The organism is Enterococcus sp. BWR-S5, assembly GCF_016745255.1.
Taxonomy (GTDB): Bacteria; Bacillota; Bacilli; order Lactobacillales; family Enterococcaceae; genus Enterococcus_L.
On record NZ_JADOEQ010000007.1, the window covers coordinates 77,725 to 102,780 of the forward strand.

Here is a 25,056-nt window from a genome sequence, read left to right on the forward strand (position 1 = left end):
TCCACATCCTTTGCCTGTCATATACCATCTTGAAGCGTCCAGTTGATAATGGCCGAGTAGCTCCCCTGAATAACCGTATCTCTGACCTGAAGTACAATTCCTTCATTTTCCTGCCACGTTTTGCTTAGTGAACCGTTTTGACGAATCGTAAGCAGCTGCTCATTGGGATAATTGTTATCTGTACTCCCCGCACCGTTTTCGGCGTTAAACAGCTTTCCGGAAAAGCTTTGTGATTTTCCCGTCGCAGTCATTGGCTGGAGCAATGTGGCCTGAAGTACCCAAGGAGAAGCGGAGGCTGACCGCAAATCAGACACCTCTACCGTCATTTGATTCCCATTTTTGCGCGGATACTCTTTCTTTCCATTCTCAATCTGATTGATTGCTATTTCTCCAAAATCGAGAATATCAGGAACGGTAACCAACGTTAAGGTGCCACGGACTGTGATATCCTTCGTAAGCTCATTGGACGTTTTTTGATTTTTATCTTGCGCCTTTACGGTCAATCGATAGCTACCCGCTGCTAGTTTTCCAAAGTTCACTTCAGCTATTCCCTGTCCAACATAATTTTCTGAAGCATCTGTTGTAAACGTTCGCTCCTGTTTGAAATCCTCTAACTGCCCTGTGCTTAAATCATTTAACGAAAAAGAAACAACACCTTCATCGAGCGCGTTCCATTCCTCCCAATCCACTTTGGCTGTAAAATCCTCCATAATTGGCAGCTGTTCAACAGCTTCCAGCTTTCGCAGCTCAGGAGCTAGATTACTATCCAGATAAAATGAACCTGCATGATAAGGTAATGTTAATGTCTCACCTACATTGTTTTGTGCAGTTACCAGCGTCTCACCGCTATCTACCAGAACTTGTAACGGCTTCCCGGGAATTTTTTCTTCCTGCTTCGTCTTCACATCAAAGGATAGCTCCAGTTGGTCTCCTTTAACCAAAGACAGTGGCTGCTTACTCGAAAAAGTCCACCATTCCTGCTGCTGTTGAATCATTCCCTCTACAGGCGAACCATTTTTAAGCAGCGTAGCATTTGCGGTATCCTGTGAAAACAGCAGGTATGAATCAAGTTTTTTCATGATTGCCAAATTATTCAGCTCACCGGTTCCTTTAATTTCCTTCAAAGCAATTTGATAGGTCAGCTTTTCCCCTCTGGCAACCACCTGATCCGTAACCGACTCGCCCGCTTCATTGACAATTTTCTCATCCACCTGAGCGAAAATCGGTCTGGGAAACTCTTCAAAGGCGACACGAGCGTCCATCTTGGCTAAGCCTGTCGACCCGGTAAAGCCCCAATAGACGATATTCGTTCCAAAGGTTGACTGAACATTCAGCGGAATCGTCTTTTCTGCTAAATTATCCAGCTTATATGTCAACTGCTGCTGCTCTGAATCCCAGTCAATCGAGAATTGGTGCCAACGGTCATCACCAAATGTCTCCACTGCTTGAGCATCCTTGTGGTACTGAGTACGATTTACACCATTTTTTCCGTAGGTGGATTCCTTTCCCGGCAAGCCCCAGGCAATATGTCCGTAAGGTTTTGTTCCATCGTTACTATTGGTTGTATCCTTATCCATACCGTTCTTATTGATATGATTATCGAATTCAATTGCCAGAGAATTCGTGATTGCCCCTTTTATGCCGCCTGTTGTATTCGCCTGAGCCCAAACGCCTAGTGACGCACCACCACCAAAAACATTATTTCCTCTGGATGATTTCGCAAAAGCATTCTTCCCCTCACGGTCTGCATGCATCACAAAAGCCATACCATCTCCGACCTTTTTCTCCTCCGGCTTAGCACCGCTTCCGGTATCTTTTCCAAAGTACAGCCACATACTGGTGGAAAAATCATAATCCAAATTCATCCGATAGCTGTCTTCTGACCAAATCGCACCATTTCCATAGCTGGTCCCTTTTTTCGTCACATTGACGATGTCATAGCCTTCTGCATTCGTTACATTGCTCACGACGCCCTGACCGGAAGTAACCGGATGAAAATAGTTGTCCAGCTTAATCAATCGATCCTTTACCTGATTAAGATCAGAAATCCCGCCTAATGCCTCTCTAGGTCTAACCAGCCCATTTTCAATAGGCGGTATTTCTTCACCAAACACGGAAACAGTGCTTGAAAACAAACAGATAAAAAAAAGAATGACCATCATCCTTTTCGATTGCTTCATTCTCAAAAAAGCAGCTCCCTCCTTTCCCAATAATTATTTTATTTTCTCGACTGACTCAATCAGTATATAGCCGTCTTTTCTAAATAACAAACCGATAAAAAAAAACAAACATCCAGATTTTTTTCTAATCAAACCATTATTTTTTAAATGTTTTTCTAATAATATAAAATGCACATTAAACAGATAATAATATATTAAGAGATTACTGTATTAACAAATGAATAGGGAATTTTTTTCTGATATGTGAGAATTCGTTCTATTTTTCACACACTGTTTTCAATCTGTTATTTAAACAAAAAAATCTCTCTCTTTTTTAAAAAAGAGAAAGATTTTTTAATTATTACGATTTAATAACCATTCTTATTTTATATATTTTTTCAATTGAATACCTACTTCAATTACTATCAATCCTTGAAGTAATTTCCGGCAACAACATTGATTGTCTTCGTCTGAGTATCAACATCTTTAACATACAGTAGTGAGGTATAATCATTGATTGCTCTTTGACCATTAAATTTGGACTCTGCAAAAACAGTGATGCCAACCAATTCAGCTTCGAATTCTTCAATCAGGCTCTTCATTCCGTTGACGGTTCCGCCACCCTTCATGAAGTCATCCACAACCAGCACTCTTGAACCACGAGCCAAGCTTCGCTTGGAAAGCTCCATTTTCTCTATTCTTTCCGATGACCCTGAGACATAGTTCACACTCACTGTTGAGCCTTCCGTAATCTTAGAATCTCTACGGACAATAACAAAAGGAACATTCAAGTAATAAGAAACAGCCTGTGCGATCGGAACACCCTTTGTCGCTACAGTCATCACCGCATCTACCTTTTTATCCAAATACATTGAAGCGATAACTCGTCCAATTTGACGGAGCAAATCCGGCTGTCCTAATAAATCTGACAGGTAGACATATCCGCCCGGCAACAAGCGATCCTGCTCTGAAAGGCGATCCCCCAGCTCCATGATGAATTGCTTCGCTTCTTCATAAGGCATCTTCGGAATGAATTGCACACCCCCGGCAGCACCCGGAACTGTTTCCAGTAATCCAGTTCCTCTTTGTTGAAATGTTTTCTTGATAATCGCAAGATCCTCACTAATTGAAGATTTCGCGGAATGATATCTTTCTGCAAAAAAAGTCAACGAGACCAATTTATGTGGATGATCCAACAAATAATGAGTCATGTCAATCAAACGTTCACTTCTGCGTATTTTCAAATTTGTCACTTCCTTTTCTCTCTATCGTTCCCTATTATAAGGGTTTAGACTAAAAAATTCGAGCATTTTAAGCAAAAAAACTAAAATAGTTCGCTATTTATAGAAAAAAAAAGAAGATAGGCAGAATAACTTTCGTTTTTCCACCTATCGATTCATTAGCGTGTATTGATTTTTCTATTTCTTAAGGTCACTGTAATCAAGTGCCGAACGATATTGATGACTAAGAAAATACCGATGAACATCAGCGTGATTGTTGCGCTTGGCGGAGTTTCCAAATAATACGAACCAGTCAACCCAACCAGCATTCCAATCAAGCCAACGATTGTACTAATCAAAATCACCGCATTGAAGCTTTTTCCAATTCGCATCCCTGTTGCGGCAGGAAGCACCATGATTGCAGAAATCAACAGCGCACCGGCAATGGGAATCATCACCGCAATCGCCACACCTGTAATCACATTAAACAGCATTGACATCCAACGAATCGGCAGACCGTCCACGTGGGCAGTATCCTCATCAAAGGTCAGCACGTACATCGGTCGTTTAAACAAGAAGAACAAAACGATCAGTACGACGAACAAAATAGCAAGAATGATGACCTGCTCCCAAGTGATAGTCACTATAGACCCAAACAAATAGGATTGAATGCTAGTGGCTGAATTCCCACTGTTCATGTTCATCAATACCAAAGCCAGAGCCAGTCCGCCTGACATCAAGATAGCAATAGATATTTCTGAATAAGTGCTATAAATGGTCCGTAAGTACTCCAGAATCACAGCAGCAATAATCACAACGACAAGCGTCATGATGCTTGGATTCAAATTGAAAAACAAGCCTAACGCGACACCCGCCAATGAAACATGCGAAAGCGTATCTGCCATTAACGACTGCCGACGAATCACCAGAAAAACACCTAACATCGGTGCAATAACTGAGATAAATCCGGCTGCGAGAAAAGCCCGTCTCATGAACTCATATGAAAACATCTCCATTGGGAATCCTCCTTTCGCACCAATCGAATCTGCCGATCAGCATATGCTTTGATATCCTCATGGTCATGAGTAATCATCAAGATTGATTTCCCATGATCGTGGGCATTATGTCTAAGCAGACGATAGAACTCATTCCGAGATTCCTCATCCATTCCAGTCGTCGGTTCATCCAATATAAATAAATCCGGATCGGTCGCAAAAATTCTTGCCAGACTGATACGCTGCTTTTGTCCCCCGGAAAGCTCACCAATTCGCTTATGTCTCATATTCCACATACCGACAGCCTTCAACGCTTTTTCAACATGAAGATTATCCTTCTCAGATAATCGCTTAAACCATTTTCCTCTTGGGTATCGTCCGGAGCGAACCAGCTCCAAAACAGTACTTGGAAAACCTGCGTTGAATGATGCAATTTGTTGAGGAATATAACCAATGCTGATTTTTTCCCCATTAGCATTTTTATCAGCTAAAGAGACTGTTCCGCTTGTTGGCTTAAGCAGTCCCATGGTACTTTTAATTAATGTTGATTTTGCAGCGCCATTTTCTCCGGTTAGAATAACAAACTCACCTGGATCAACATGATAAGAGACATCTTCCAGTACAGGTTCATCATCATAATAGAATGTCAGGTTCTTTACTTCAATATAGTGCATCTTCCTTCGCTGCCTCCTTTTTGTCATAAAAAACTACTCAAACTGTCTCTTTTCCGCTTCATTTTTTAATCGGAAAAAAGACAGTCTATTGATTTATTTGATGCTTTTTTTCAAGGCTTCCAGATTTTCCTGCATCACAGAAATATAGTCTTTCCCTGCTTTTTGCTCATCCTCTGTCAGGCTTTCCAATGTTTGAAGTACAGAGAGCTCAACACCCGTTTCTTTGGCCAGTGTCTCCGCAACTTTCGAAGAAGCTGTCGCTTCAAAGTAAATAACAGATACCTCATGCTCATCAATGAATTCTTTCAATTGGGCCAATCGACTTGGGGACGGTTCTTGATCCGGTGAAATTCCAGAGATAGATTCCTGTGTCAATCCATACTGATTCGCAAGATAACCAAACGCCGCATGCTGTGTAACAAAGGTTTTGTTTTTCGCACCTGCGAAGGCTTCTTTGTATTCCGTATCCAAGTTCTGTAATTTTTCAAGATAAGCCGCAGCATTTTTTTCAAATGCTTCTTTTTTGTCAGGATATTTTTCAATCAATCCATCACGAATTGCTTCGACCTCTTTTTGAGCTAATACAGGATCTAACCAGACATGCGGGTCAACATCGTGACTATGGTCATGACCTGCGTGGGCTTCATCGTCCTCGTGATCATGGGCATCCCCTTCCATCAGCTCAATATTTTGGCTGGCTTCAACAACCTTGACCTTTTCCTGATCGACATTTGCCAGAATATCCTCTGCCCAAGTTTCAAACTCAGTACTATTATATACGAAAACATCTGAATCCGAAATTTTAGCGATGTCCTTTGCGCTAGGTTCAAAATCATGCGCATCCGTACCCGACGGAATCAGTAATTCCACCGTTCCTTCATCCCCTACAACCTGTTCAGCAAAATTATACATAGGGTAAAATGTCGTCATGACTGTAATATCATCCGTCGTCTCCTTGTTTGATTCAGCTTGATTCCCGCAAGCAGCTAGGAAAATCGAACTCAATAAAAGAACCCCGGCGCCAACACTATATTTTAAAAATTTTCTTCTCATCTCATTTCTCCATTCCGATTTATTTTTACAAACCGTAAAAATTACGATTTAAGAGCAAGAACTACTTTATCAGAATAAAAAATGTACGTCAAGACAAAGACGAAAAAAAAATCCTTCTTTTCTATTTATTTTCCAACTAGGATAAACAATCAAGTCTACTACTGCTTCTTTCTTTCGCTTAGAGGGCAACATAAAAAAACCTGAACACCACCAAAGAATTGTTCAGGTTTTTATTCGCTTATTTCAACGTTCGAACAAGATAGACTTCTTCACAAAAGCCTTTCAATCCGTTATAAATACGCTGTGCTCTTGTTTTCTTATCGCACAAAGCAAAAACAGTAGGTCCACTTCCGCTCATCAATGCGGCATCAGCACCAAATTTCATCATGCGATCTTTGATTTGCTGAACAACAGGATGCTTTTGAATCGTTACGCTTTCTAAGGCATTTCCGATTGTCTGAGTCATCGCTTCATAGTCATTGGCATTAACCGCTGCCTTCAGACCGGGAATATCCGGATGCTGAATGCTATTGAATGACAAGCTGCCAAATATTGATCCTGTAGAAACACTCATTTTTGGTTTCACCAATACAACCCAGCATTGGGGCATCGGCGGCATTTTTTCAATCTTTTCGCCTCTCCCGGTAACGAACGCTGTACCGCCCTCGATACAGTAAGGAACATCGGAACCAATCTCACTGCCTAAGTCCGCTAATTCATGATTGGATAGACCTAGATTCCACAATCGATTCAAGCCTCTTAAGGTTGCGGCACAGTCACTGCTGCCGCCGGCAAGTCCGGCTGCTACAGGAATTCTCTTTTCTATATAAATCCGCACACCTGATGTTATCTGAAACCGTTCCTTAATTAGCTCCGCCGCAGCGAATGCATGATTCTTCTGATCCACAGGGATAAACGAGTTGTCTGTCTCAATCATGATTTGGTTCTCTGTCAGCGTCTCAAAAAAAAGACGATCTGCCAAATCAACACTAGCCATCACCATTTCCAATTCATGATAGCCGTCTTCCCTCTTATATAGCGCATCCAGCCCTAAGTTAATCTTTGCCGGTGCTTTTTCAATTATCTCCATTTCTCCACCTATTTCTATACATGCCAGTCCTTATAAACAGTCTTCTAAAATTCTAACATATGTCCTTCTGGAAGTACATACAGAATAGCATCAGTAAATATCCTAGATACACGTGCATAAAATTTTGCCATTTACACTGTAGACTATTGGTTTATTGCCAAAGAAACCCATCAATGCGACTGGATAATTAGAAAAGCTGACTATACTGACCCTTGCTGTCATTGGAGAATAATTGCAACTGAACTCTTAGTTTTATACTCCCTGTGCGCACAAAAAAAAGCTGTGTAAAACAATCGTCTTACACAGCTTGATTTGTTCATTCTTAGACAGCTTCGCCGATAAATTCAATCTCGACAGTTCGCGTCAATACATCTGAATAGCTATAAGAAACTCGTTCGAACGAATTTTCATCTGGATCCAAGTCTACAACAAAAACAGAAGGGTATGTCTCAGTCAGTACGCCTGTACGCTCTGTTTGTCGCTTTCTCCCCGTTTGCGCAGTCAATGTGATTTTACTGCCAATCCGGCATTCCAAATCTTGTTTTATTGAAGCTAAAGTTGTTGGCATTACACTCACCTCAATATACATTATACCGCATTACTAAGGAAATTACAAGTTTACCATAGCACAAATATAATTGCAACTCTGAACAATCTGATATGTTATTAATAGGAATTTTCTTTCTTTTTTTTAATCGGAAATCAATGATTTTATTTTTTTCTTGGCACGATCATACGCACTTCGAACCTTTATCAGCTGTACATCATGTGTCTCAGCAATCTCTGTAAGCTCTTTTCCATCAATATACTCTTCGAATGTGACACGCTCAAAGGATGAAAGAATATTAGGAACATCCTCCAGCCGTTCTCTGATAATTAAATAATCCAAGGCTTGTGCTTCTTCGATTTGAAATCCATCAAAGAAAGTTTCTCCTTGTGTATCAATTTTTTGATCCAGAGAAACAGCGGACATATCACCTTTTCGTTTGAACGCACATTGCTTTCGCACTAAGCTGCGTACATGATTCTCAAAGTTAAGCTTAAAAAAATTTCCAACAGTCACTTTATGCCCTTCTTTAAACTTTTCCAACGAACGAAAAAAGACAATTCTTCCCTCCTGCAGCCAGTCCTCCTGATCAAAGCCCTTTAAAAAATACTTTGTCTGCATTTTAAAAACAACTGGATGATACTGACGGTATAGTCGATCAAATGCTTCGAAATCCCCATTAACAATATCCTCAAACCGATTCACAAATACTCCCCCTTTTTATTATTCAAAAAAAGAAGAGAAAAAAAGAAGAAAATACATAAAGAACTATATTTTCTTCTTTTAGAATATTTTTTTATCTAATGATATGTTTTTTGTAATTTAACTTTTATTTTTCGTTTTTTTGCGTAGTATATAACTGTATGCTAGTCTTTCTTTGACAGCTCATCTAATGTATCCGATAATTTCGACAGCTGCTCCAAGCTCCACGGTGAATTTCTACGGAAGCTCTGGAATTGAATATCAGTCGCATGGATAGCGATTGTCCGTTCTGTCTTTCTCACCTGATCGTACAGCTCTCTGGCGGATACTCGTAGTGCTCCTTTTGAAAAGATTAACCACTGCTCTGCCAAATCACTGGTTGCTACTGTAACCTGAGTCAGCAAATCATTCTTTTCCCCGGCAGTCCGTTCAATAAAGCTGTCCGCTGTTTCATCCTCTTTTGTAAAGATAACCGTCAGCTGATATTTTTTGTAGCTTTGCTGGATTCCCGGCACAAGCTGTGCATCAAATACGACCATGATTTCAATACCTTCATATTTGGCATAGTTAGACAATCGATGAAGCAATTCTTCTCGTGCATCTGCCAGTTTATTCTGCTGCTTCAGACGAACCAGCTCCGGCCACGCACCGATCATATTGTATCCGTCTACGATCAATAATTGCTTTTTCATCGATGCTTCCTCCTCATGCTTTGGTATTTCTTCCTCTGTAGACTTCATACATCAGCAAACCGGCAGCAACACCGGCATTCAAGCTTTGAACATGCCCAACCATCGGGATTGTCAATAACTCATCCACCTCTTTATGAAGTCCTTTGCTCATTCCGCGCCCCTCATTCCCAATGATTAGTGCGATTGAGCCTTGTGTATTCCATTGACGGTAGTCGGTCCCATTCATATCTGTTCCAAAAATCCAGAAACCGGCCTTCTTCAAGTCGGCAACCGCCTGAGATAAATTGGTCACTCGAGCGATTGGAACGTGCTCTACGGCGCCTGTAGAGGCCTTCACAACGACTGAAGTTATTCCTACAGCACGATGCTTTGGAATAATGATTCCATCTACACCGGTTGCATCTGCTGTTCGCAAAATCGAACCGAAGTTATGAGGATCCTCCAAGCTATCTAAAATCAGGAAAAACGGTGTTTCTGATGTGGTTGCTTCTATCAGCTGATCCAAGGTCAGGTACTCGTAAGGTGTTGTAGCCAGTACCACTCCTTGGTGGACACCATGATCGCTCAATGTATCCAGTTTTTGCTTCGGCACCCATTTCACAGGAACCGCGTGCTCCTTAGCTGCGGCTTTCAGTTTCTCCGTTTTTTCACCTGAGCTGTCTTCCTGCAAGAATAATTTGTTTCCTCGATCATTCCCCAGTGCTTCTAATGCTGCATGGTGACCAAAGACAAACTCACTGTCTTCTGGCTGTTCTGGAACCTCAGCTTTTTGTTTTTTATTATATGGCTGAGATTTATGAGGTTGCGTTCTATCCGAGTTCTTTCCTCTTGTCTTCGAACGAGGATTATTTCTGTTTTGCTTCATTTGCTTCGCCTACCTTCTTTATACACCAATCAATCAATTCTTCCAAGCGTTCCGTCTGCTTCAGCAGGTGAAGATACCCCATCAATGCTTCAAAGCCTGTAGCAACTCTATAAGTCGTGATATCCGCATTTTTGGCGGAGGTATGACTTTTCGCATTACGACCTCTCTTATAAATCAGCTCTTCCTCTTCCGTCAACAAATTCTCAGCAAGCATGGCCTGAATCAAAGAGGCTTGCGCCTTTGCCGACACATAATTGGTTGCTGTGCGATGCAAAACATTGGGTTTTGTCTGTCCTTCAGCGACCAAATAGTCTCGAATATAAATTTCATAGATGGCATCACCGACATAAGCCAGTGCCAGCCCATTCAATTGCGTGTAATCTCTCATTCTCCGCGTCTCCATCTCGTTCCCTGTGCTGTGTCTTCCAAGATAATCCCCTGATCCTTCAGCAGGTCTCTAATCTCATCACTGCGGGCAAAATTCCGGTCTTTTCTTGCTTGATTTCGTTCAACAATCAATTGATCGATGTCATCATCTAACAGCTCATCTGTTGAAAACACAATACCGAAGATTTCCAACAGCTGTTTATATAAGGTCAAGGCTCTTGCAATAACCTTTTCTGAAACAGCTGTCTGTTCGCTGTACTGATTCATCCACTTTGCCAGCTCGTAGACAACCGTAATCCCATTGGCAGCGTTCATGTCGTCATCCATCTCTTCGATAAAGCGGGCTTCAAGCACTGCCAGCTCCGCCAACATCTCTGATTCGTTCCCTGCTGTTACAGCAGCATCTGCCTGTCTGAACGACAGATTATCAAAAGCGATTTTCAGCTTCTGGTAATTCGCAGCTGCTTCCTTCAAGGTCACCTCACTGTAACGAATTGGCCGACGATATTGAGTCGTTGCCATAAAGAAACGCAGCACCTGTGGATCAACCTCGCGAATCATCTCGTGTACAGTGATGAAATTTCCAAGTGACTTACTCATCTTTTCGTCGTCTTCACCGATTGTTACGTACCCATTGTGCATCCAATAGTTTGCAAAGGGTTTGCCTGTTTTTGCCTCACTCTGAGCAATTTCGTTCTCATGATGCGGAAACTCCAAATCCTGTCCGCCGCCATGGATATCAATGGTCTCGCCTAGATGCTTCGTTGCCATTACCGAGCATTCGATATGCCAGCCTGGCCGACCAGGTCCCCATGGTGATTCCCAAGAGATTTCTCCCTCTTTTGCTGCTTTCCACAAAGCAAAGTCCAGAGGGTCTTCCTTTTGCCGCTGCTGCTCTTCTCCTGTTCGCTGACTTGCTCCAACCTCCAGCTCGTCAATCGACTGATGACTCAGCTTACCGTAGTCTTTGAACTTTCTTGTGCGGTAGTAAACATCACCTTGGGACTCATAAGCATAGCCATTCTCTACCAAGGCTTGAATAAATTGAACGATATCAGGCAAATGATCCATCACACGAGGATTTTGCGTAGCCGGCTTCACATTCAACGCTTCGGTGTCTTCCTTGAAGGCTTGGATGAATCGATCCGCAACCTCAGAGGCTGTCACACCAAGCTCCTGTGCTGCTCGAATAATCTTATCATCCACATCAGTAAAATTGGATACATAATTTACTTCATAGCCACGGTACTCCAAATAACGGCGAATCGTATCAAAGGCAATCGCACTTCGACCATTGCCAATATGAATGTAATTGTAAACGGTCGGTCCGCAGACATACATTCGAACCTTCCCCTCTTCCAGAGGAACAAATTCTTCTTTTTTTCTGGTCAATGTATTATAGATTTTGATCAATGTTCTCCTCCCACTTTCTCTCCTTTTATTCGAACAACTTTTGCCGGAATCCCTACTGCTGTAGCATCATCCGGAATATCAATCAACACAACAGCTGCTGCACCGATTTTAGCACGTTCACCAATAGTTACCGGTCCTAAAATTTGCGCATTGGCCGAGATAATCGCTCCTTTTTTTACTGTTGGGTGTCGTTTGCCTTGGTCTTTTCCGGTACCGCCTAATGTTACGCCATGAAACAGAATAACATCCTCCTCTATTTCAGCGGTTTCACCGATAACCACGCCCATACCATGATCGATAAAGACACCTGGTGCAATTTTTGCTCCTGGGTGAATCTCAATTCCTGTGATGAACCGCCAGAACTGCGCATGCATTTTTGCAAGCAAATAAAGACGATGGTTATACAGAAAATGAGAGATTCTGTGACAAAATAATGCGTGTACCCCAGGGTAAGTAAGTAGAACTTCTGCTGTTGAACGAGCTACCGGATCGTTCTTCTTCACGGCAGCAACAGCTTGTTTTAACCAACCCATCAACTAATTCCCCCTATTTATTGCAATCTCTAACGAAACCTCCAACCGGTTTTAGCATTTCTGTCGACAGCCCTATTTCCAACAGCTCATTCTTCCCACCGATAACATTTTTTTACAAGCAGTATTCCTTTTTATATAAAAAACGCCCTTTAAATGAGTATCTTCATTTAAAAGACGTTTCCACGCGGTTCCACTTTTCTTCACAAAACAAGATTGTTTTGCCTTATTACAGGTAACGTCTGTCTACGTCTCCAGCTACTTGAACTTCGCCGGAACCACTCAAAGATGCATTTCAACGGCTTCTGCTGACTATTTCCACCAACCATAGTCTCTCTGTAAGCAAGTTGCCCTTTACTTCTTCTTATCTGCGTGTTTGTTTTTATATTCAGATTATAAAACGTTGATTAAGTGAGCCAACGCTTTTTCTTTACCTAAAAGCTCAATTGTTTCTGCTAATTCCGGACCATGCATTTGACCGGAAACAGCAACACGGATCGGCATAAACAAGTTCTTTCCTTTAACACCGGTTTCCTTTTGTACTGCCTTAATCGCTGCTTTGATTGTTGGTACATCCAATACTTCAGCACCTTCCAACTGAGCTTTGAAGGCTGTCAATACTTGAGGAACTGTTTCACCTGCAAGCACTTCCTTCGCAGCGTCATCCAATACAGGATGCTCATTGAAGAACAAATCGGATAAGTTAACAATTTCAGCTGCATAGCTCATTTGCGCTTTATACAAGCTTACCAGCTTCTTCAGCCATTCAATTTTTTCAGCAGAAGGCTCTTTCTCTACTCGACCATCCGCAATCAAGTAAGGAATACACATATCAGCCAGTACATCTAAATCCACTTGCTTCATGTATTGATTGTTGACCCATTCCAGCTTTTTGCCGTCAAAGGCTGCCGGAGACTTACTTAAGCGCTCAGGATCAAACATTTTAACCAGCTCTTCTTGTGAGAAGATTTCTTCTTCCCCAACCGGAGACCAGCCCAGCAGTGCAATGAAGTTAAACATTGCTTCCGGTAAATAGCCCAGCTCACGGTATTGTTCAATAAATTGAAGAATCGTTTCATCACGTTTACTTAGTTTTTTCCCTGTTTCAGAATTGATGATTAAGGTCATATGACCGAAGCTTGGCGGTGCCCAACCAAATGCTTCATAAATCATTAATTGTTTTGGCGTGTTGGCGATGTGATCATCACCACGTAAAACATGAGTAATCTTCATCATATGATCGTCTACAGCTACCGCAAAGTTATACGTCGGCATGCCATCACGCTTTTGAATGACAAAATCGCCACCCGTATTATCTGATTCAAAGACGATTTCCCCTTTGACCATATCTTCAAATGAATAAGACGTGTTCCGAGGGACACGGAAACGAATAACAGGCTCTAAGCCCTGTGCTTCTTTCGCCGCTTGTTCAGAAGGAGTCAAATCCGCACATTTTCCGGAATAATGAGGCATCTCTCCTCTGGCACGCTGTGCTTCACGCTCAGCTTCCAGCTCGTCTTCCGTACAGTAGCATTTATAAGCACGATTGCTGCTCAACAACTGATCAATCAGCGGTTGATAGATTTCTTTTCTTTCTGATTGGCGATAAGGGCCGTACTCACCAGGATTTTCAGGAGATTCATCCCAATCAATTCCTAGCCAAGCCAAATTTTCCAGCTGACTTTTTTCGCCGCCTTCAATATTTCTCTTTTGGTCAGTATCCTCTATACGAATAATAAATTCACCGTCATTATGACGGGCAAATAAGTAATTGAATAACGCTGTTCTTGCATTTCCAATATGCAGATGTCCTGTTGGACTTGGTGCGTAACGTACACGAACTTTTGTCATAGTCTTTTCCTCTTTCTATTTTTCAAGTAAAGCGACCGCCATCGCTCCCATACCTTCTTCACGTCCAATGAAGCCCATTTTTTCCATTGTTGTCGCTTTTAGATTGATTTGATCCTTCTCAATCTTACAGGCAGCAGCGATGTTTTCCTTCATTGCTTCCAGATAAGGCTTCATTTTCGGTTGTTCTGCTAAAATTGTACAATCAATATTGTTAATAGTAAAGCCCGCAGCCATAACTTTTTCATTCGACTGACGTAATAATTCCAATGAATCTGCGTCCTTGAAAACAGGGTCTGTATCCGGAAATAGATGTCCAATGTCACCTAACCCGGCAGCTCCCAGCAGTGCATCCGTGATTGCATGCAGCAGAATATCCGCATCAGAGTGTCCAAGCAGCCCTTTATGAAACGGAATCTCTACACCACCGATGATGAGCTTGCGGTCCTCCGCCAGCTGATGAACATCGAAGCCCTGACCAATTCTAAACATGTTTTTTAACTCCTTTTTCGTTTGACAATCGCTTCACCAATTAACATATCGTCCGGTGTCGTCAATTTAATATTCTCGTAGCTCCCCAATACCATCGTAACAGGAAGATCACTGTATCGTTCCATCAAAGAAGATTCATCTGTCCCCAAAAATTCCTCTTCTTTTGCCTTTTTATGCGCCTCCAACAAGTCCTTGCCATAAAAAGCCTGTGGTGTTTGAATCTGCCATAACGTTTCTCTTGGGATGGTTTCCTGAACCGTTCCATTAAAGACTCTCTTAATCGTATCCTTAACAGGCACACCCAAAATTGCTGTACTGGTCTCCAACACCTTCGCATGAAGTGCCTTTAGCTGAGACAAGGTAACAAACGGTCGGGCGCCATCATGAACCATGACGATATTCTCCGAATCCTTCATTTCCTGAAGACCGTTATACACGCTGTATTGTCGTTCACTGCCTCCGGCAACAAATGTGACAGGACAAGTTTTTTTGCCCTTCATCTTACGTACCGTCTCTTTCAGAAGCTCCTGCTCGTTTGCCTGAGTGACCATAATAATATGCTTACATGCCGGATCGTCATAAAAGGTTTTTAACGAATATAAGATGATGGGCTTGCCCATAAGCTGCAGTAAAATCTTATTGCGAGAAGCCTTCATCCGTTTTCCCTGCCCAGCTGCCAATAAAATAACTTCATATTCTTTCATAAATTACTTCTTTTCTTTGCCCTGATCGTGATTGCTTTTATGCTCATCAATGCCGCGACCTGAATGTGCAGGCTTGGCAAAAATCATCCGACCCGCAGCAGTCTGCAGTGCACTGGTCACCACAACCACTAGCTGTTCATTCATATAGTGCTGACCATCTTCGACAACGACCATTGTCCCGTCGTCTAAGTAAGCCACCCCTTGTTGACGTTCTGTGCCGGCCTTTACAACCATCACATTCATTGTTTCACCAGGGATAACGACTGGCTTCACTGCATTAGCCAGAGCATTGATATTCAAAACAGGGACATTCTGAAACTCAGAAACTTTGTTCAAATTATAATCATTGGTTACAACAACGCCATCTAAAAGCTTCGCTAATTTGATTAGCTTGCTGTCTACTTCTGCAATATCCTCAAAATCGCCATCATACATTTCAACAGAAATGCCAGGTTCCTTCTGTAGAGCGTTCAAGATATCCAGCCCACGACGTCCACGTACCCGCTTCAAGCTATCACCTGAATCAGCAATATACTGAAGCTCATATAAAACAAAATTAGGAATCAAAATGACGCCTTCCAAAAAGCCCGTTTTCGCAATATCATAAATACGACCATCAATAATCACACTAGTGTCCAGAATTTTATACTTATGAAAATGATCCTCAGCCTTACGATCCAAGACCTCTCCTTCATTATCAGGTGCCGGTTTCTTCTGTCTGGCTGTAAAAATTTTCTTCCACTCTTCGATTCGAGTTGTTCCCATTCGAAAACCTAAGTAGCCTAAGGTAATCATTAATAGGATTGGCAACAAGCTGTTGACAATCGGAATCTCCAGATTGTACATCGGAATAGAAATGATTACACCAATCGTCAATCCGATAATCGCACCTATACTTCCAAACAATAGATACGTCAAGCTCAATTCATTTAATGATTTCTCTACTCTTTTCACTGCTGAAACAATATATTTCGCTAACACTAAAGATAAAATAAAGAAAATAATTGCACCAATTAAACTGTTAGTAAAATTATTATTCAGCCATTTGTTATCTGCTTGCTGAGCCATCGTCCAAGCCGCCGGTAATAAAGAGATTCCCAAGCTGGCACCGATAATGACCATCAGCACAGTGATTACTCGCTTTTGCACATGTTCTCCCCCATTCTTAGGTTTTATTTTTATTGAGACTGAGGCAGTGACAACCTTAGTGAGGGTCAAAAAGCAGCCCACTTGGAGCTGAATTCATCTTCCTCAGTTCTTCACTGATACCCAGTCTCATAATTCTTATCTGTATTGTACTAATTGATACGTATAAGCGTTACGTTTCTATTCCTGCTGCTAAGATTCCAACAACAATTACGCTGCTGTCTACTGGAACACTTTCCTCAAGGTTTCCCCAATCGTCGCCACACCAATGACTTCGATATTTTTAGGAGGGGTCCAGCCGCCTAGATTATTTTTAGGAATATATACTTTCGTAAAGCCAAGCTTTTCTGCTTCCTTCACGCGTTGTTCGATACTATTCACGCGACGTACTTCACCAGTCAATCCAATTTCTCCAATGAAACATTCCGTGGGCTTTGTTCCCTTTTCTTTATAACTGGAAGCAATACTGACCGCCACAGCCAAATCAATCGCCGGCTCGTTCAGCTTTACACCGCCAGCTGCTTTCAAGTACGCATCCTGACTTTGAAGCAGTAGACTTGCCCGCTTTTCCAAAACTGCCATAATCAATGATACACGATTAAAGTCAAGCCCCGTCGTTGTTCGCTTCGCATTTCCAAACACAGTTGGTGTGACTAATGCCTGAACCTCAACCAAAATTGGTCGACTACCTTCCATTGCCACAACGATGGCGGAGCCTGTCGCTCCATCTAACCGTTCCTCCAGAAAGACCTGTGAAGGATTCGCTACCTCCTCCAGACCATGCTCACGCATTTCAAAGATACCAATCTCGTTTGTCGAACCAAATCGATTTTTTACAGCGCGCAAAATTCGAAATGTATGGTGCTTATCGCCTTCAAAATAAAGAACTGTATCCACCATATGCTCCAGCATCCTAGGCCCGGCAATCGAACCTTCCTTCGTCACATGCCCGACGATGAATATGGCAATTCCGTTCGTTTTCGCCAGCTTCAACAACTCAGCAGTTGTTTCTCTTACCTGACTGACACTCCCGGCAACACTGGTTACATCCGGCTGTGTCATTGTCTGTATTGAGTCGATGATGACATAATCCGGCTCCAGCTGCTCAATCGCACGGGTTATCTCATGCATGTCTGTTTCTGCATAAAGATAAAAATCAACATTGGCTTTACCTAATCGTTCTGCCCGCAATTTAATTTGATCGGCACTTTCCTCACCGGAAACATACAACACCTTGCCGCCAACCTCTGTCAGCTGTTGAGAAACCTGCAGCAACAGGGTGGACTTTCCGATTCCCGGATCACCGCCAATTAATACCAGCGAGCCGGGAACGACTCCGCCGCCTAGTACACGGTTTAGCTCAGGAAGCTTCGTTGCTACCCGAGGCTCCTTTTTCGGTACGATTTCCGTCAAACGCTGAGGCTGTGTTTTCTTTCCGGAAAAACTAACCCTCGCTCGTCGGTCAGAAGTGTCTTGAATCGTAACCTCTGTCATGGAATTCCATTGACCACAGTTGGGACAGCGCCCCAAATATTTAGGAGAAATATACCCGCAGGATTGACATTCAAACTGAACCTTTGCTTTTTTTGCCATTTAAGTGCTCCCTGCTATATTTATTTCATAATGACTGTTACATAATAACTGTTAATAGTTTAACATACTATGTTCCTTTTACACCAAGAGTTGGAGATTATCAATTGAAGTTTAAAGAGATTTTAATCTATCGAACATTCGTTGAAAAATCCATTATCTTCCTTTATCCGTGAACCTTGGTATAAAGTCATTCTACCGATTGAATCAGCTGCTACTGGCCTGAAGAACCAAAACCGCCTGTTCGTTCTGTTTCTACATAATCCTCGTCCGCCAATAAAAATGGTTTGAAAATCCCTTGACCAATGCGTTCGCCCTTCTCGATACGAACCTCCTCATAACCAAAGTTCAAAAATTGAAACATGATATGCCCTTCGTTATCGGGGTTATTATAGTAATCTCTATCAATCACACCGACACCATTCGCCAACATCAAAAAGCGTTTTAGTGGGTTAGAAGAGCGGCTCACCAGCTCAAGATATTCTGACTCTCCCATATACGCCTTAATACCGGTTTTTACTAAAGTTGGCTTAGGCGCTGTTCCGTTTTCTCTTTGCTGCCAAATGCTGGGTATAACAATCGTTTCCGCAGCTTCAAAATCATAGCCGGCTGCTCCTTTCGTTGCACGCTCCGGAAGGTTGATTCCCTCTGCTTTATAATCTGAAATAATTTCAAAACCACGTTGTTTCATAAATAAATATGCCCCTTTTTCCTTATTTGAGAAAGTCCGTCTGATTACGTTCTTTCATCGCTGTTAAAATACGCTGTTCTTCTTGAGAACTTATGTTCATTTTAACATACTATTTTAGTATACGTTATCTTGGAAATGATTTGTTTTTATGGTTGGAGCCTGTGTTAATTATTCTTCAAGTGATATCTTTTTATTTTTAAACAAGCGCTCATATAGAATAAAAAATAACAAATATAAAAGTAATCCTATACTTAGATAATGAATGGTGTCCACAATTCTCAAAACATGTACATCGCTGCTTTTATGTGCGGTGATTTGCAGAACAGTGCTCATGGACAGACCAAACTCTTTGACCATAATCCCCAGACCGGTCATCAGCAAAAATTGATGCGTGATACTTCCCTTTGCCTGTGTCGCATACTTAATGATAATCTGCTGGTTTTGCGGGAGCTCTTCATTTTGCGCGTATAACTGATTCAAATAAGTGCTGGTTCCGCTTATGAAGAAGCTGAAGAAGAAAACACCAACCGGGAAAATCATTGGTAAAAGCAGCAGCAGTAAGGAAACAATCAGACCGATAATATGGATTACTTCTCGATCAATCGAAGCAAATAGCTGATAGACATAACGCAGCAATAATTTTGACAACAATATCCCTAAAACATAAGGAACATACAGATATAAAGCAATCTTATTATTTCCAAAGTAAAAGGCCGTATAGAAGGTTCCGAAAAGCAAAATATAATTCGTACACATCCCATTGATGAACGAAAGCATATTCAACCATATCGGCAGCTTCCACTTGCGATGCACGCTGTTAATATACCAAGCGGCGATAATCAAAAAGGCTGAGAAGCCAAGCACTGCAATCGTCAAATACTCAGAATCAAATAATGCCCTTGCCAGACGAATAATAATCAGTAGAATGAAGTACACTAAAAATAGCAAAAATTCCTTCATAAAAAATGTTTTTTGGTCGATTTTATCTACTTTTCTATCTGGAATGGGGTATCCGTTGATTCTTCGAAAAGCGGCCAGATAAAGGAGGGTATATTCACTAAAAATCACAGCTCTTTTCCCGGGAAAGTCCAATATCAGAGCACCTAAGAAGATACCCATGAGTACAACCAAAAAGACAAAATTAAGAAAACCTGCCTTCTCCTGTTCCACACCCAGTTCTTTTCGTTGGTATTTGATTGTTGTATTTGCGGGAGGCAACCATGCTGCACTTAGACCAAGCAGTACAGCTGATAGAAAATAGCAGGGCTGCCACCACTCTCCTAAGATACCAAAGAAACTGCCAACTCCACCACAAATCAACGAGAGTATCAGCACATGGAGTGTTGCCAAACCTAAGCGAAAGCTTTTCAATAGAAAAATTCCTGTCATTCGAACGGTATAAAAAAGAACAAAAGGCAGTACACTCTCCAGATTAGACCCTGTGTGCATATTTAAAAAGACTAAATACGGAATAAAAGTAATCGTATTCGTCAGTACAAAGGGTACTGCCGGAAACAACTTTTGCGTCATAGGCTTAGCAGAAAACATCATTTCAACTCCTTTAACTTTGCTTATATATAGTCTATCACTCTCCCTGAACAAAATCGAAAAAAAAAAGCTATTTCTTTCATAAAAATAACGAAACAATATTATTCAAACCGATTTTAATGATAGAAAGCAGCTCTTGTAAACACCTCGCTTTTCTATCATAAGCAGCATACGCTATTCTATTATCCATTCATTATAAAATAAAACCAACCATAAGGGAATAATTTATTACATTTTTACTTAATGCAATTTTTTTCTATGTGTTCAAATACAAAAAAAGTTGATTTCGCTATCAGATAAACATCCAATCTTTAAAATCAACTTAACTATTTTTTTATAGAATGCTCTTAGCTCTCTTTGACGGGAATCTCCCTCTTGTCTTTTCTTTTTTCCAACAATTGCCCACCTTCATAAGCTTCAGCAAAGTGCAGCAGTGCTTTGTCCAACTCTCGATAAAATTTACTTTCACTAATATGGTACTTCAGATAAAGGGCTACATTGGTCTCTTTTTTGTGAATAAACCTGTCATAAATCAACTGACGCTCAAACAAATCCAGTTTGTTGATGCCTTGCGCTATATTCTTAAGCTCCAGCTCTATATCCACATCTCCGTGAATGGTTCTCCCCCATGTTTCTTCAACAGTAAAGTAATAATCTGATGTAATTTTGGGTATCGAGGCTGTGCGTGCAAGACGAATTAAACGAGTGTACATGTTCAGTGTTTTTTTAGCATTGGTTTTCGTCTTCTTTTTGTCAATCTCCGGAAAAATAAGTATAGCAACCACTCCCTTTATTTTGTTGAAACGATTAAGGAAAATATCCAGCACTACTTAGCCGCAAAAACCGTTTTTTCTTTACGGATTTACAGGAAGAAGGATCATTCAGTGCGTACCTCCTTGCCTCGGCTTTATTTCCAATAACGGCACACAACTATTCCGACTACAGGGTCTACCTACAGCAGTCAGAATCTAAAACTTATCTATAGTTATACTAACACTTAAAAAAGGGAGCAAAATTCGGAATTCGTCCCTTTCGTTTGCACGCTATTACGATTTCTGACACCCCCTTTTTGGAAAGAATATGCCATTAATTTGGGAGACTCATAAAAGTTTTAATCATTAAAAGAGCGGTATGCTAGTTTGTGAGGTTAGGCCTAACCATCTTAAAACAGAGGAGAAAAATAATATGGGTAGTATTAATGCAATGATTCAATGGATGAAAGTTCGAGAAGGAAAATATGATTATGCACAGGTTCGACCATGGTCGGAAGGGTATTACGATTGTTCAGCATCAGTTATCTCTGCTTTACGAGCTGGCTCTTTTTTGCCGGACGGACCTAACGTAGGTTGGACAGGTACTTTATTTGATACCACTTTACCGGGAATTGCGAAACAAATTTCACGAGCAGAATGTCGCAAAGGCGATATCTTTTTATCTAATCCTTACGTTAATGCCGGACATACAGGAATCTTTTTAGATAACAACACAATTATTCACTGCAATGCTGGTGATTGGACTATCAGCACAACCGTAGCAGATGGAAGAATGGGGAATGCCCCTTTTTATTACTACAGACTAAACAACATAGATGAGGATAATGTTGGCAAAGCAACGATTGATACCAACAACGTAAACTCAGCAGCCTTTCATATTGCCGGCTGGTTTGTTCCTCAAAATTCTGTTGCAGGACAAAGTATCTGGTTATACTTTATGGATTCTACAACAGACAAGGAATTAGCGCGTGTTCAAGGGACTAGAACATTCCGTGACGATGTTGCACAAGTATTCCCGAATCCTAATGGCAACCATGTTGGGTTCTCATTCAGCGCTGTTACACCAAGAGTCCTGATGGGTAAAAAATACTATATCATGCTGCGCTATTCCAGTGCCAAGGATGAAATCTACATGCGGGAAAAAGTCTACACAGCTCCTGCTATTGTGAATCAGGCGACATTGGATGAAGCGACTGTTAGCGGAAGTACACTGACACTCAGAGGCTGGCATGTTTCAAGCTTACGTCAAAATACTTACAAGCACCTATTCTTTCTGCTTGAAAACGGCAAAGAGGTTGCTCGCTTTGATGCAACTGCAGATTCGTTCCAGAAATCAGATGATGTAGCCAGCACCTTCTCTTCAACGATTGGGCAAAGAAGCACTTCCCGATTCAATACAAAATACACGATTCCTGCCTCACTTAAAGGCAAAACAATTACTGTTTTGAGTCGATATGCCGAAGGAACATTGGGCACACATTCAAACTCAATCAATTACACCTTTAGTAAACAAATCAAGCTGTAAAATAAAAGCGGAACAGTCATCAGATTTTTTCTGAATGATTGTTCCGCTTTTTATGTAAAAAATGAAATAGGCAACATCAAGAGGATATAAAAGGTAATCGGACCTCATACATGTATGAAGTCCGATTAGGAAAGTATTAAATGAAAAAGTTTGGTTATTGGGTTGACTATAGAATACCTCGCTTAGCTTAAACCAACCTTAAACTTACAAAAATTTCTAAAAAAATCTTATGGTAATCACTTTCAGCTTCTGCTACCATGACATTAATAAATAGAATACATCGAACCAAAGCGAGGAATAAAAATGAAAAAATGGCTCTTACTATCTGCTCTTTTCCTATTGACTGCTTGCTCCTCTAATCAAGAGATGCCACAGCAAACAAATGCGTCCACCACTATCGAGAACTCCACTATCTTCAGTTCAGAAGAGGTTGGGCTAGTTTATGACGTAGAAGATTCAGAAATTGTCGAGCATATCATAGAAAATATTTTATCAAACAAACAAGCAGAACGTAACACCTTCACCTTTCGCATTTATACAGCTAACGATTATCAAGATAGAAATCTCTGGCTTACAGAAGCTGTCACACAAACCAGCAACAGCTACTGGCTTTATATCAAAGAAGCCGATAAACTGACAGAAATCAGTGAACAGGAATTTCATGGAAAGCTAACAGGGCTTCAAAAGCAAAACCATAGTGAAGTACCAATCTATGAAGAAGATAATCTTAATTAATCATAGCTGATTACAGAATTTCTCTAACTAGTTAGCTTACACAAATCACTTCTTGATTAAGAGCGCCCGTAATTTCATGAGCTTTGCCGATTTATTCCATTGACGACCTCATTGCTTCTCTTAAATGCTGAACTGATGAGGTCGTTACTAATGCAACACTTCCACGAAACTGATCCGTGATGTAATCCAAGACCCAACGATTTGGCTGCTTTTCCATTGCCAGTAATTGTTCCAGCTTCTGCCTATTTTCCGCTGTATCATACGCCGGATTGATTATTTCTGATGTGTTGTACTGCCCTTTCAGTAGGGGAGAATACGCAACTAACCGCAGCTCAGGGTGTTCCGTCAAGTAGCTTTTCATATCGGCATTCAACGCAATCTGAGGAAATAAATCGGCGTCCATTACGGGTGAAAGATAGCTGTATCTTTGCTGGATTGCGCTGAAAAAAGGCCAATCAAATTCTTGACATATTTGCCGCGCCCGCTCGATACGCCAACTGTAAAAGTTACTGCATCCAAGCTCCTTTACAACGCCTTGCTTTACCAACTCCGACAATGTGCTCATTGTTTCCTCCTGCGGCGTATTGAAATCATCAACATGCAGATACAGCAAATCTATCGTCGTTTGCAAATGATTCAGAGAGCGTTCTACTGAACGCAGAATCGTTTCTCTGCTCAGCCCTTCCATGTCAGAAAATCCTTTTCCGGCACCTGTATTCCGTGCACCAAGCTTTGTCGCAATAACCATTTTTTCACGGTTACTGCTTTGTGTCAGCCACATGCCAATGGTTCGCTCGCTTTCGCCACCATCGCCACCATTCCATTGCGCGTAGTTGTTAGCTGTATCGATAAAATTTCCACCTAACTGTGTATACTCTGACAGTAAAGAAAAGGCTGCTTCTTCCGAAACCTTTGTGCCAAAATTAATAGCGCCCAATCCAATACGACTGACAGTTAACGATGAACCAATTGTTGTTGTCTTCATTTTCCATCCACTCTTTTCTTTTACTCACGGTTCTCTTTCAGTATAGGGTACGGCTAAAGACCACGACAAGAAGGCACTTTATTGTGGTATACTTACTAAAAAGTGGCCTTTGTACAGGCAAAGGAATCAGAAGCATCCTGATTTCTGCAAACTGGAAAAGGAGCGAGTCACATGAAGCAAATGGACTGGGAGGACACTTGTCCTTTAGTAACAACACAGCGAATTATGGCTGGAAAATGGAAGCTTTCAATCCTCTGGTTTCTGGCAGAGCATCCTGTTATGCGCTTCAACGAATTGAAGGCTGCCTTTGAAGACCCAACCCTGACTCAAAAAATGCTGACACAGCATTTAAAAGAGCTTCAAGAGGATCAGCTGGTCACACGGACAGTTTACAATACAGTCCCTCCAAAGGTTGAATATCGTTTGAGCGCGCTTGGAAAAAGCTTTATCCCTGTTATGCGAGCGATGGAAGCATGGGGAGAAACCTATCAAGAACAGGTAGATAAATAGAAAAGCGGAACAGAGCGGAAACTTCTAAGCAATATAGGAACTTGGCTCTTAATTGGCTAGCTCCTTTTTAAATGGGGTAACTGTTTCTTTAAGCGAAGCAGTTACTTTTACCTTCGCTTCGCATACCATTCTACTAGTAGCTCCTACACTAGTAGAACTGGCAATGCTCTTTATCATCGAAG

The 25,056-nt window shown here is 41.4% G+C and carries 25 protein-coding genes and 1 other annotated feature; of the genes, 3 read left to right on the forward strand and 22 right to left on the reverse strand.

Going from position 1 to position 25,056, the window contains the following annotated elements:
- Nucleotides 1-17 precede the first annotated feature (17 nt).
- The 21 genes from IW510_RS09990 to IW510_RS10090 form a co-directional block, all read right to left on the reverse strand.
- Nucleotides 18-2,180 carry a lectin-like domain-containing protein gene (locus IW510_RS09990; RefSeq protein ID WP_236674697.1) on the reverse strand — a complete coding sequence of 721 codons (2,163 nt, stop codon included), beginning with the start codon at nt 2,178-2,180 and terminating at the stop codon, nt 18-20.
- A gap of 404 nt (nt 2,181-2,584) precedes the next feature.
- On the reverse strand, nt 2,585-3,403 hold the full coding sequence (gene purR, locus IW510_RS09995; RefSeq protein ID WP_202059331.1) for a pur operon repressor: 819 nt from the start codon (nt 3,401-3,403) through the stop codon (nt 2,585-2,587).
- Nucleotides 3,404-3,558: 155 nt separating this feature from the next.
- Nucleotides 3,559-4,395: a metal ABC transporter permease gene (locus tag IW510_RS10000; protein WP_202059165.1), complete on the reverse strand. Its 837-nt coding sequence runs from the start codon at nt 4,393-4,395 to the stop codon at nt 3,559-3,561.
- Complete coding sequence (locus IW510_RS10005; RefSeq protein WP_202059167.1) at nt 4,368-5,048, reverse strand: metal ABC transporter ATP-binding protein; 681 nt, start codon at nt 5,046-5,048, stop codon at nt 4,368-4,370. The genes IW510_RS10000 and IW510_RS10005 overlap by 28 nt, the downstream gene beginning before the upstream one ends.
- Before the next feature lie 93 nt (nt 5,049-5,141).
- Nucleotides 5,142-6,101: a metal ABC transporter substrate-binding protein gene (locus tag IW510_RS10010; protein WP_202059169.1), complete on the reverse strand. Its 960-nt coding sequence runs from the start codon at nt 6,099-6,101 to the stop codon at nt 5,142-5,144.
- A gap of 238 nt (nt 6,102-6,339) precedes the next feature.
- Nucleotides 6,340-7,191 carry a 4-(cytidine 5'-diphospho)-2-C-methyl-D-erythritol kinase gene (gene ispE / locus IW510_RS10015; RefSeq protein WP_202059171.1) on the reverse strand — a complete coding sequence of 284 codons (852 nt, stop codon included), beginning with the start codon at nt 7,189-7,191 and terminating at the stop codon, nt 6,340-6,342.
- 322 nt (nt 7,192-7,513) lie between these two features.
- Nucleotides 7,514-7,759 carry a Veg family protein gene (locus IW510_RS10020; protein WP_086348407.1) on the reverse strand — a complete coding sequence of 82 codons (246 nt, stop codon included), beginning with the start codon at nt 7,757-7,759 and terminating at the stop codon, nt 7,514-7,516.
- 123 nt (nt 7,760-7,882) lie between these two features.
- Nucleotides 7,883-8,443, reverse strand: coding sequence for a sigma-70 family RNA polymerase sigma factor (locus IW510_RS10025; RefSeq protein ID WP_202059173.1), 561 nt, complete (start codon nt 8,441-8,443; stop codon nt 7,883-7,885).
- A 161-nt stretch (nt 8,444-8,604) separates the two neighbouring features.
- On the reverse strand, nt 8,605-9,132 hold the full coding sequence (locus tag IW510_RS10030) for an NYN domain-containing protein (protein ID WP_202059175.1): 528 nt from the start codon (nt 9,130-9,132) through the stop codon (nt 8,605-8,607).
- Between the two features lie 13 nt (nt 9,133-9,145).
- The gene (gene rlmB / locus IW510_RS10035) at nt 9,146-9,997 is read right to left on the reverse strand and encodes a 23S rRNA (guanosine(2251)-2'-O)-methyltransferase RlmB (protein ID WP_202059177.1); all 852 of its coding nucleotides are present in this window, start codon (nt 9,995-9,997) and stop codon (nt 9,146-9,148) included.
- Entirely contained in the window at nt 9,978-10,385 is a 408-nt protein-coding gene (locus tag IW510_RS10040) for a Mini-ribonuclease 3 (protein ID WP_202059179.1), read from the reverse strand. The genes rlmB and IW510_RS10040 overlap by 20 nt, the downstream gene beginning before the upstream one ends.
- A complete protein-coding gene (cysS, locus tag IW510_RS10045) occupies nt 10,382-11,797 on the reverse strand; it encodes a cysteine--tRNA ligase (protein ID WP_202059181.1) in 1,416 nt (471 codons plus the stop codon). Before cysS ends, IW510_RS10040 begins: the two co-directional genes overlap by 4 nt.
- Entirely contained in the window at nt 11,794-12,330 is a 537-nt protein-coding gene (gene epsC, locus IW510_RS10050) for a serine O-acetyltransferase EpsC (RefSeq protein WP_202059183.1), read from the reverse strand. Before epsC ends, cysS begins: the two co-directional genes overlap by 4 nt.
- Before the next feature lie 167 nt (nt 12,331-12,497).
- Nucleotides 12,498-12,707 (reverse strand) — a binding site (T-box leader).
- 13 nt (nt 12,708-12,720) lie between these two features.
- Nucleotides 12,721-14,178: a glutamate--tRNA ligase gene (gene gltX / locus IW510_RS10055; RefSeq protein ID WP_202059185.1), complete on the reverse strand. Its 1,458-nt coding sequence runs from the start codon at nt 14,176-14,178 to the stop codon at nt 12,721-12,723.
- Between the two features lie 15 nt (nt 14,179-14,193).
- Entirely contained in the window at nt 14,194-14,667 is a 474-nt protein-coding gene (gene ispF / locus IW510_RS10060) for a 2-C-methyl-D-erythritol 2,4-cyclodiphosphate synthase (RefSeq protein WP_202059187.1), read from the reverse strand.
- Between the two features lie 5 nt (nt 14,668-14,672).
- Entirely contained in the window at nt 14,673-15,371 is a 699-nt protein-coding gene (gene ispD, locus IW510_RS10065) for a 2-C-methyl-D-erythritol 4-phosphate cytidylyltransferase (protein ID WP_202059189.1), read from the reverse strand.
- A gap of 3 nt (nt 15,372-15,374) precedes the next feature.
- Nucleotides 15,375-16,520 carry a PIN/TRAM domain-containing protein gene (locus tag IW510_RS10070; RefSeq protein ID WP_202059191.1) on the reverse strand — a complete coding sequence of 382 codons (1,146 nt, stop codon included), beginning with the start codon at nt 16,518-16,520 and terminating at the stop codon, nt 15,375-15,377.
- Between the two features lie 219 nt (nt 16,521-16,739).
- Complete coding sequence (gene radA / locus IW510_RS10075; protein WP_202059193.1) at nt 16,740-18,110, reverse strand: DNA repair protein RadA; 1,371 nt, start codon at nt 18,108-18,110, stop codon at nt 16,740-16,742.
- Between the two features lie 211 nt (nt 18,111-18,321).
- Entirely contained in the window at nt 18,322-18,798 is a 477-nt protein-coding gene (locus IW510_RS10080) for a dUTP diphosphatase (RefSeq protein ID WP_202059195.1), read from the reverse strand.
- A gap of 168 nt (nt 18,799-18,966) precedes the next feature.
- Nucleotides 18,967-20,349 (reverse strand): hypothetical protein, encoded by a 1,383-nt coding sequence (locus tag IW510_RS10085; protein ID WP_202059197.1) that lies wholly within the window; start codon nt 20,347-20,349, stop codon nt 18,967-18,969.
- A gap of 344 nt (nt 20,350-20,693) precedes the next feature.
- Nucleotides 20,694-21,173 (reverse strand): ArpU family phage packaging/lysis transcriptional regulator, encoded by a 480-nt coding sequence (locus IW510_RS10090; protein ID WP_202059199.1) that lies wholly within the window; start codon nt 21,171-21,173, stop codon nt 20,694-20,696.
- Between the two features lie 358 nt (nt 21,174-21,531).
- Here IW510_RS10090 and IW510_RS10095 point away from each other — a divergent pair, with 358 nt between their 5' ends.
- Together IW510_RS10095 and IW510_RS10100 are read left to right on the forward strand one after the other, a co-directional pair.
- Nucleotides 21,532-22,644, forward strand: coding sequence for a peptidoglycan amidohydrolase family protein (locus IW510_RS10095; protein ID WP_202059201.1), 1,113 nt, complete (start codon nt 21,532-21,534; stop codon nt 22,642-22,644).
- Between the two features lie 303 nt (nt 22,645-22,947).
- On the forward strand, nt 22,948-23,379 hold the full coding sequence (locus tag IW510_RS10100) for a hypothetical protein (protein ID WP_202059203.1): 432 nt from the start codon (nt 22,948-22,950) through the stop codon (nt 23,377-23,379).
- Nucleotides 23,380-23,470: 91 nt separating this feature from the next.
- Here the strand turns inward: IW510_RS10100 and IW510_RS10105 are convergent, their stop codons facing one another.
- On the reverse strand, nt 23,471-24,364 hold the full coding sequence (locus tag IW510_RS10105; protein WP_202059205.1) for an aldo/keto reductase: 894 nt from the start codon (nt 24,362-24,364) through the stop codon (nt 23,471-23,473).
- Nucleotides 24,365-24,535: 171 nt separating this feature from the next.
- On the opposite strand from IW510_RS10105, the gene IW510_RS10110 reads away from it, so the two are divergent.
- Nucleotides 24,536-24,874 carry a winged helix-turn-helix transcriptional regulator gene (locus IW510_RS10110; protein ID WP_202059207.1) on the forward strand — a complete coding sequence of 113 codons (339 nt, stop codon included), beginning with the start codon at nt 24,536-24,538 and terminating at the stop codon, nt 24,872-24,874.
- Nucleotides 24,875-25,056: the final 182 nt, after the last annotated feature.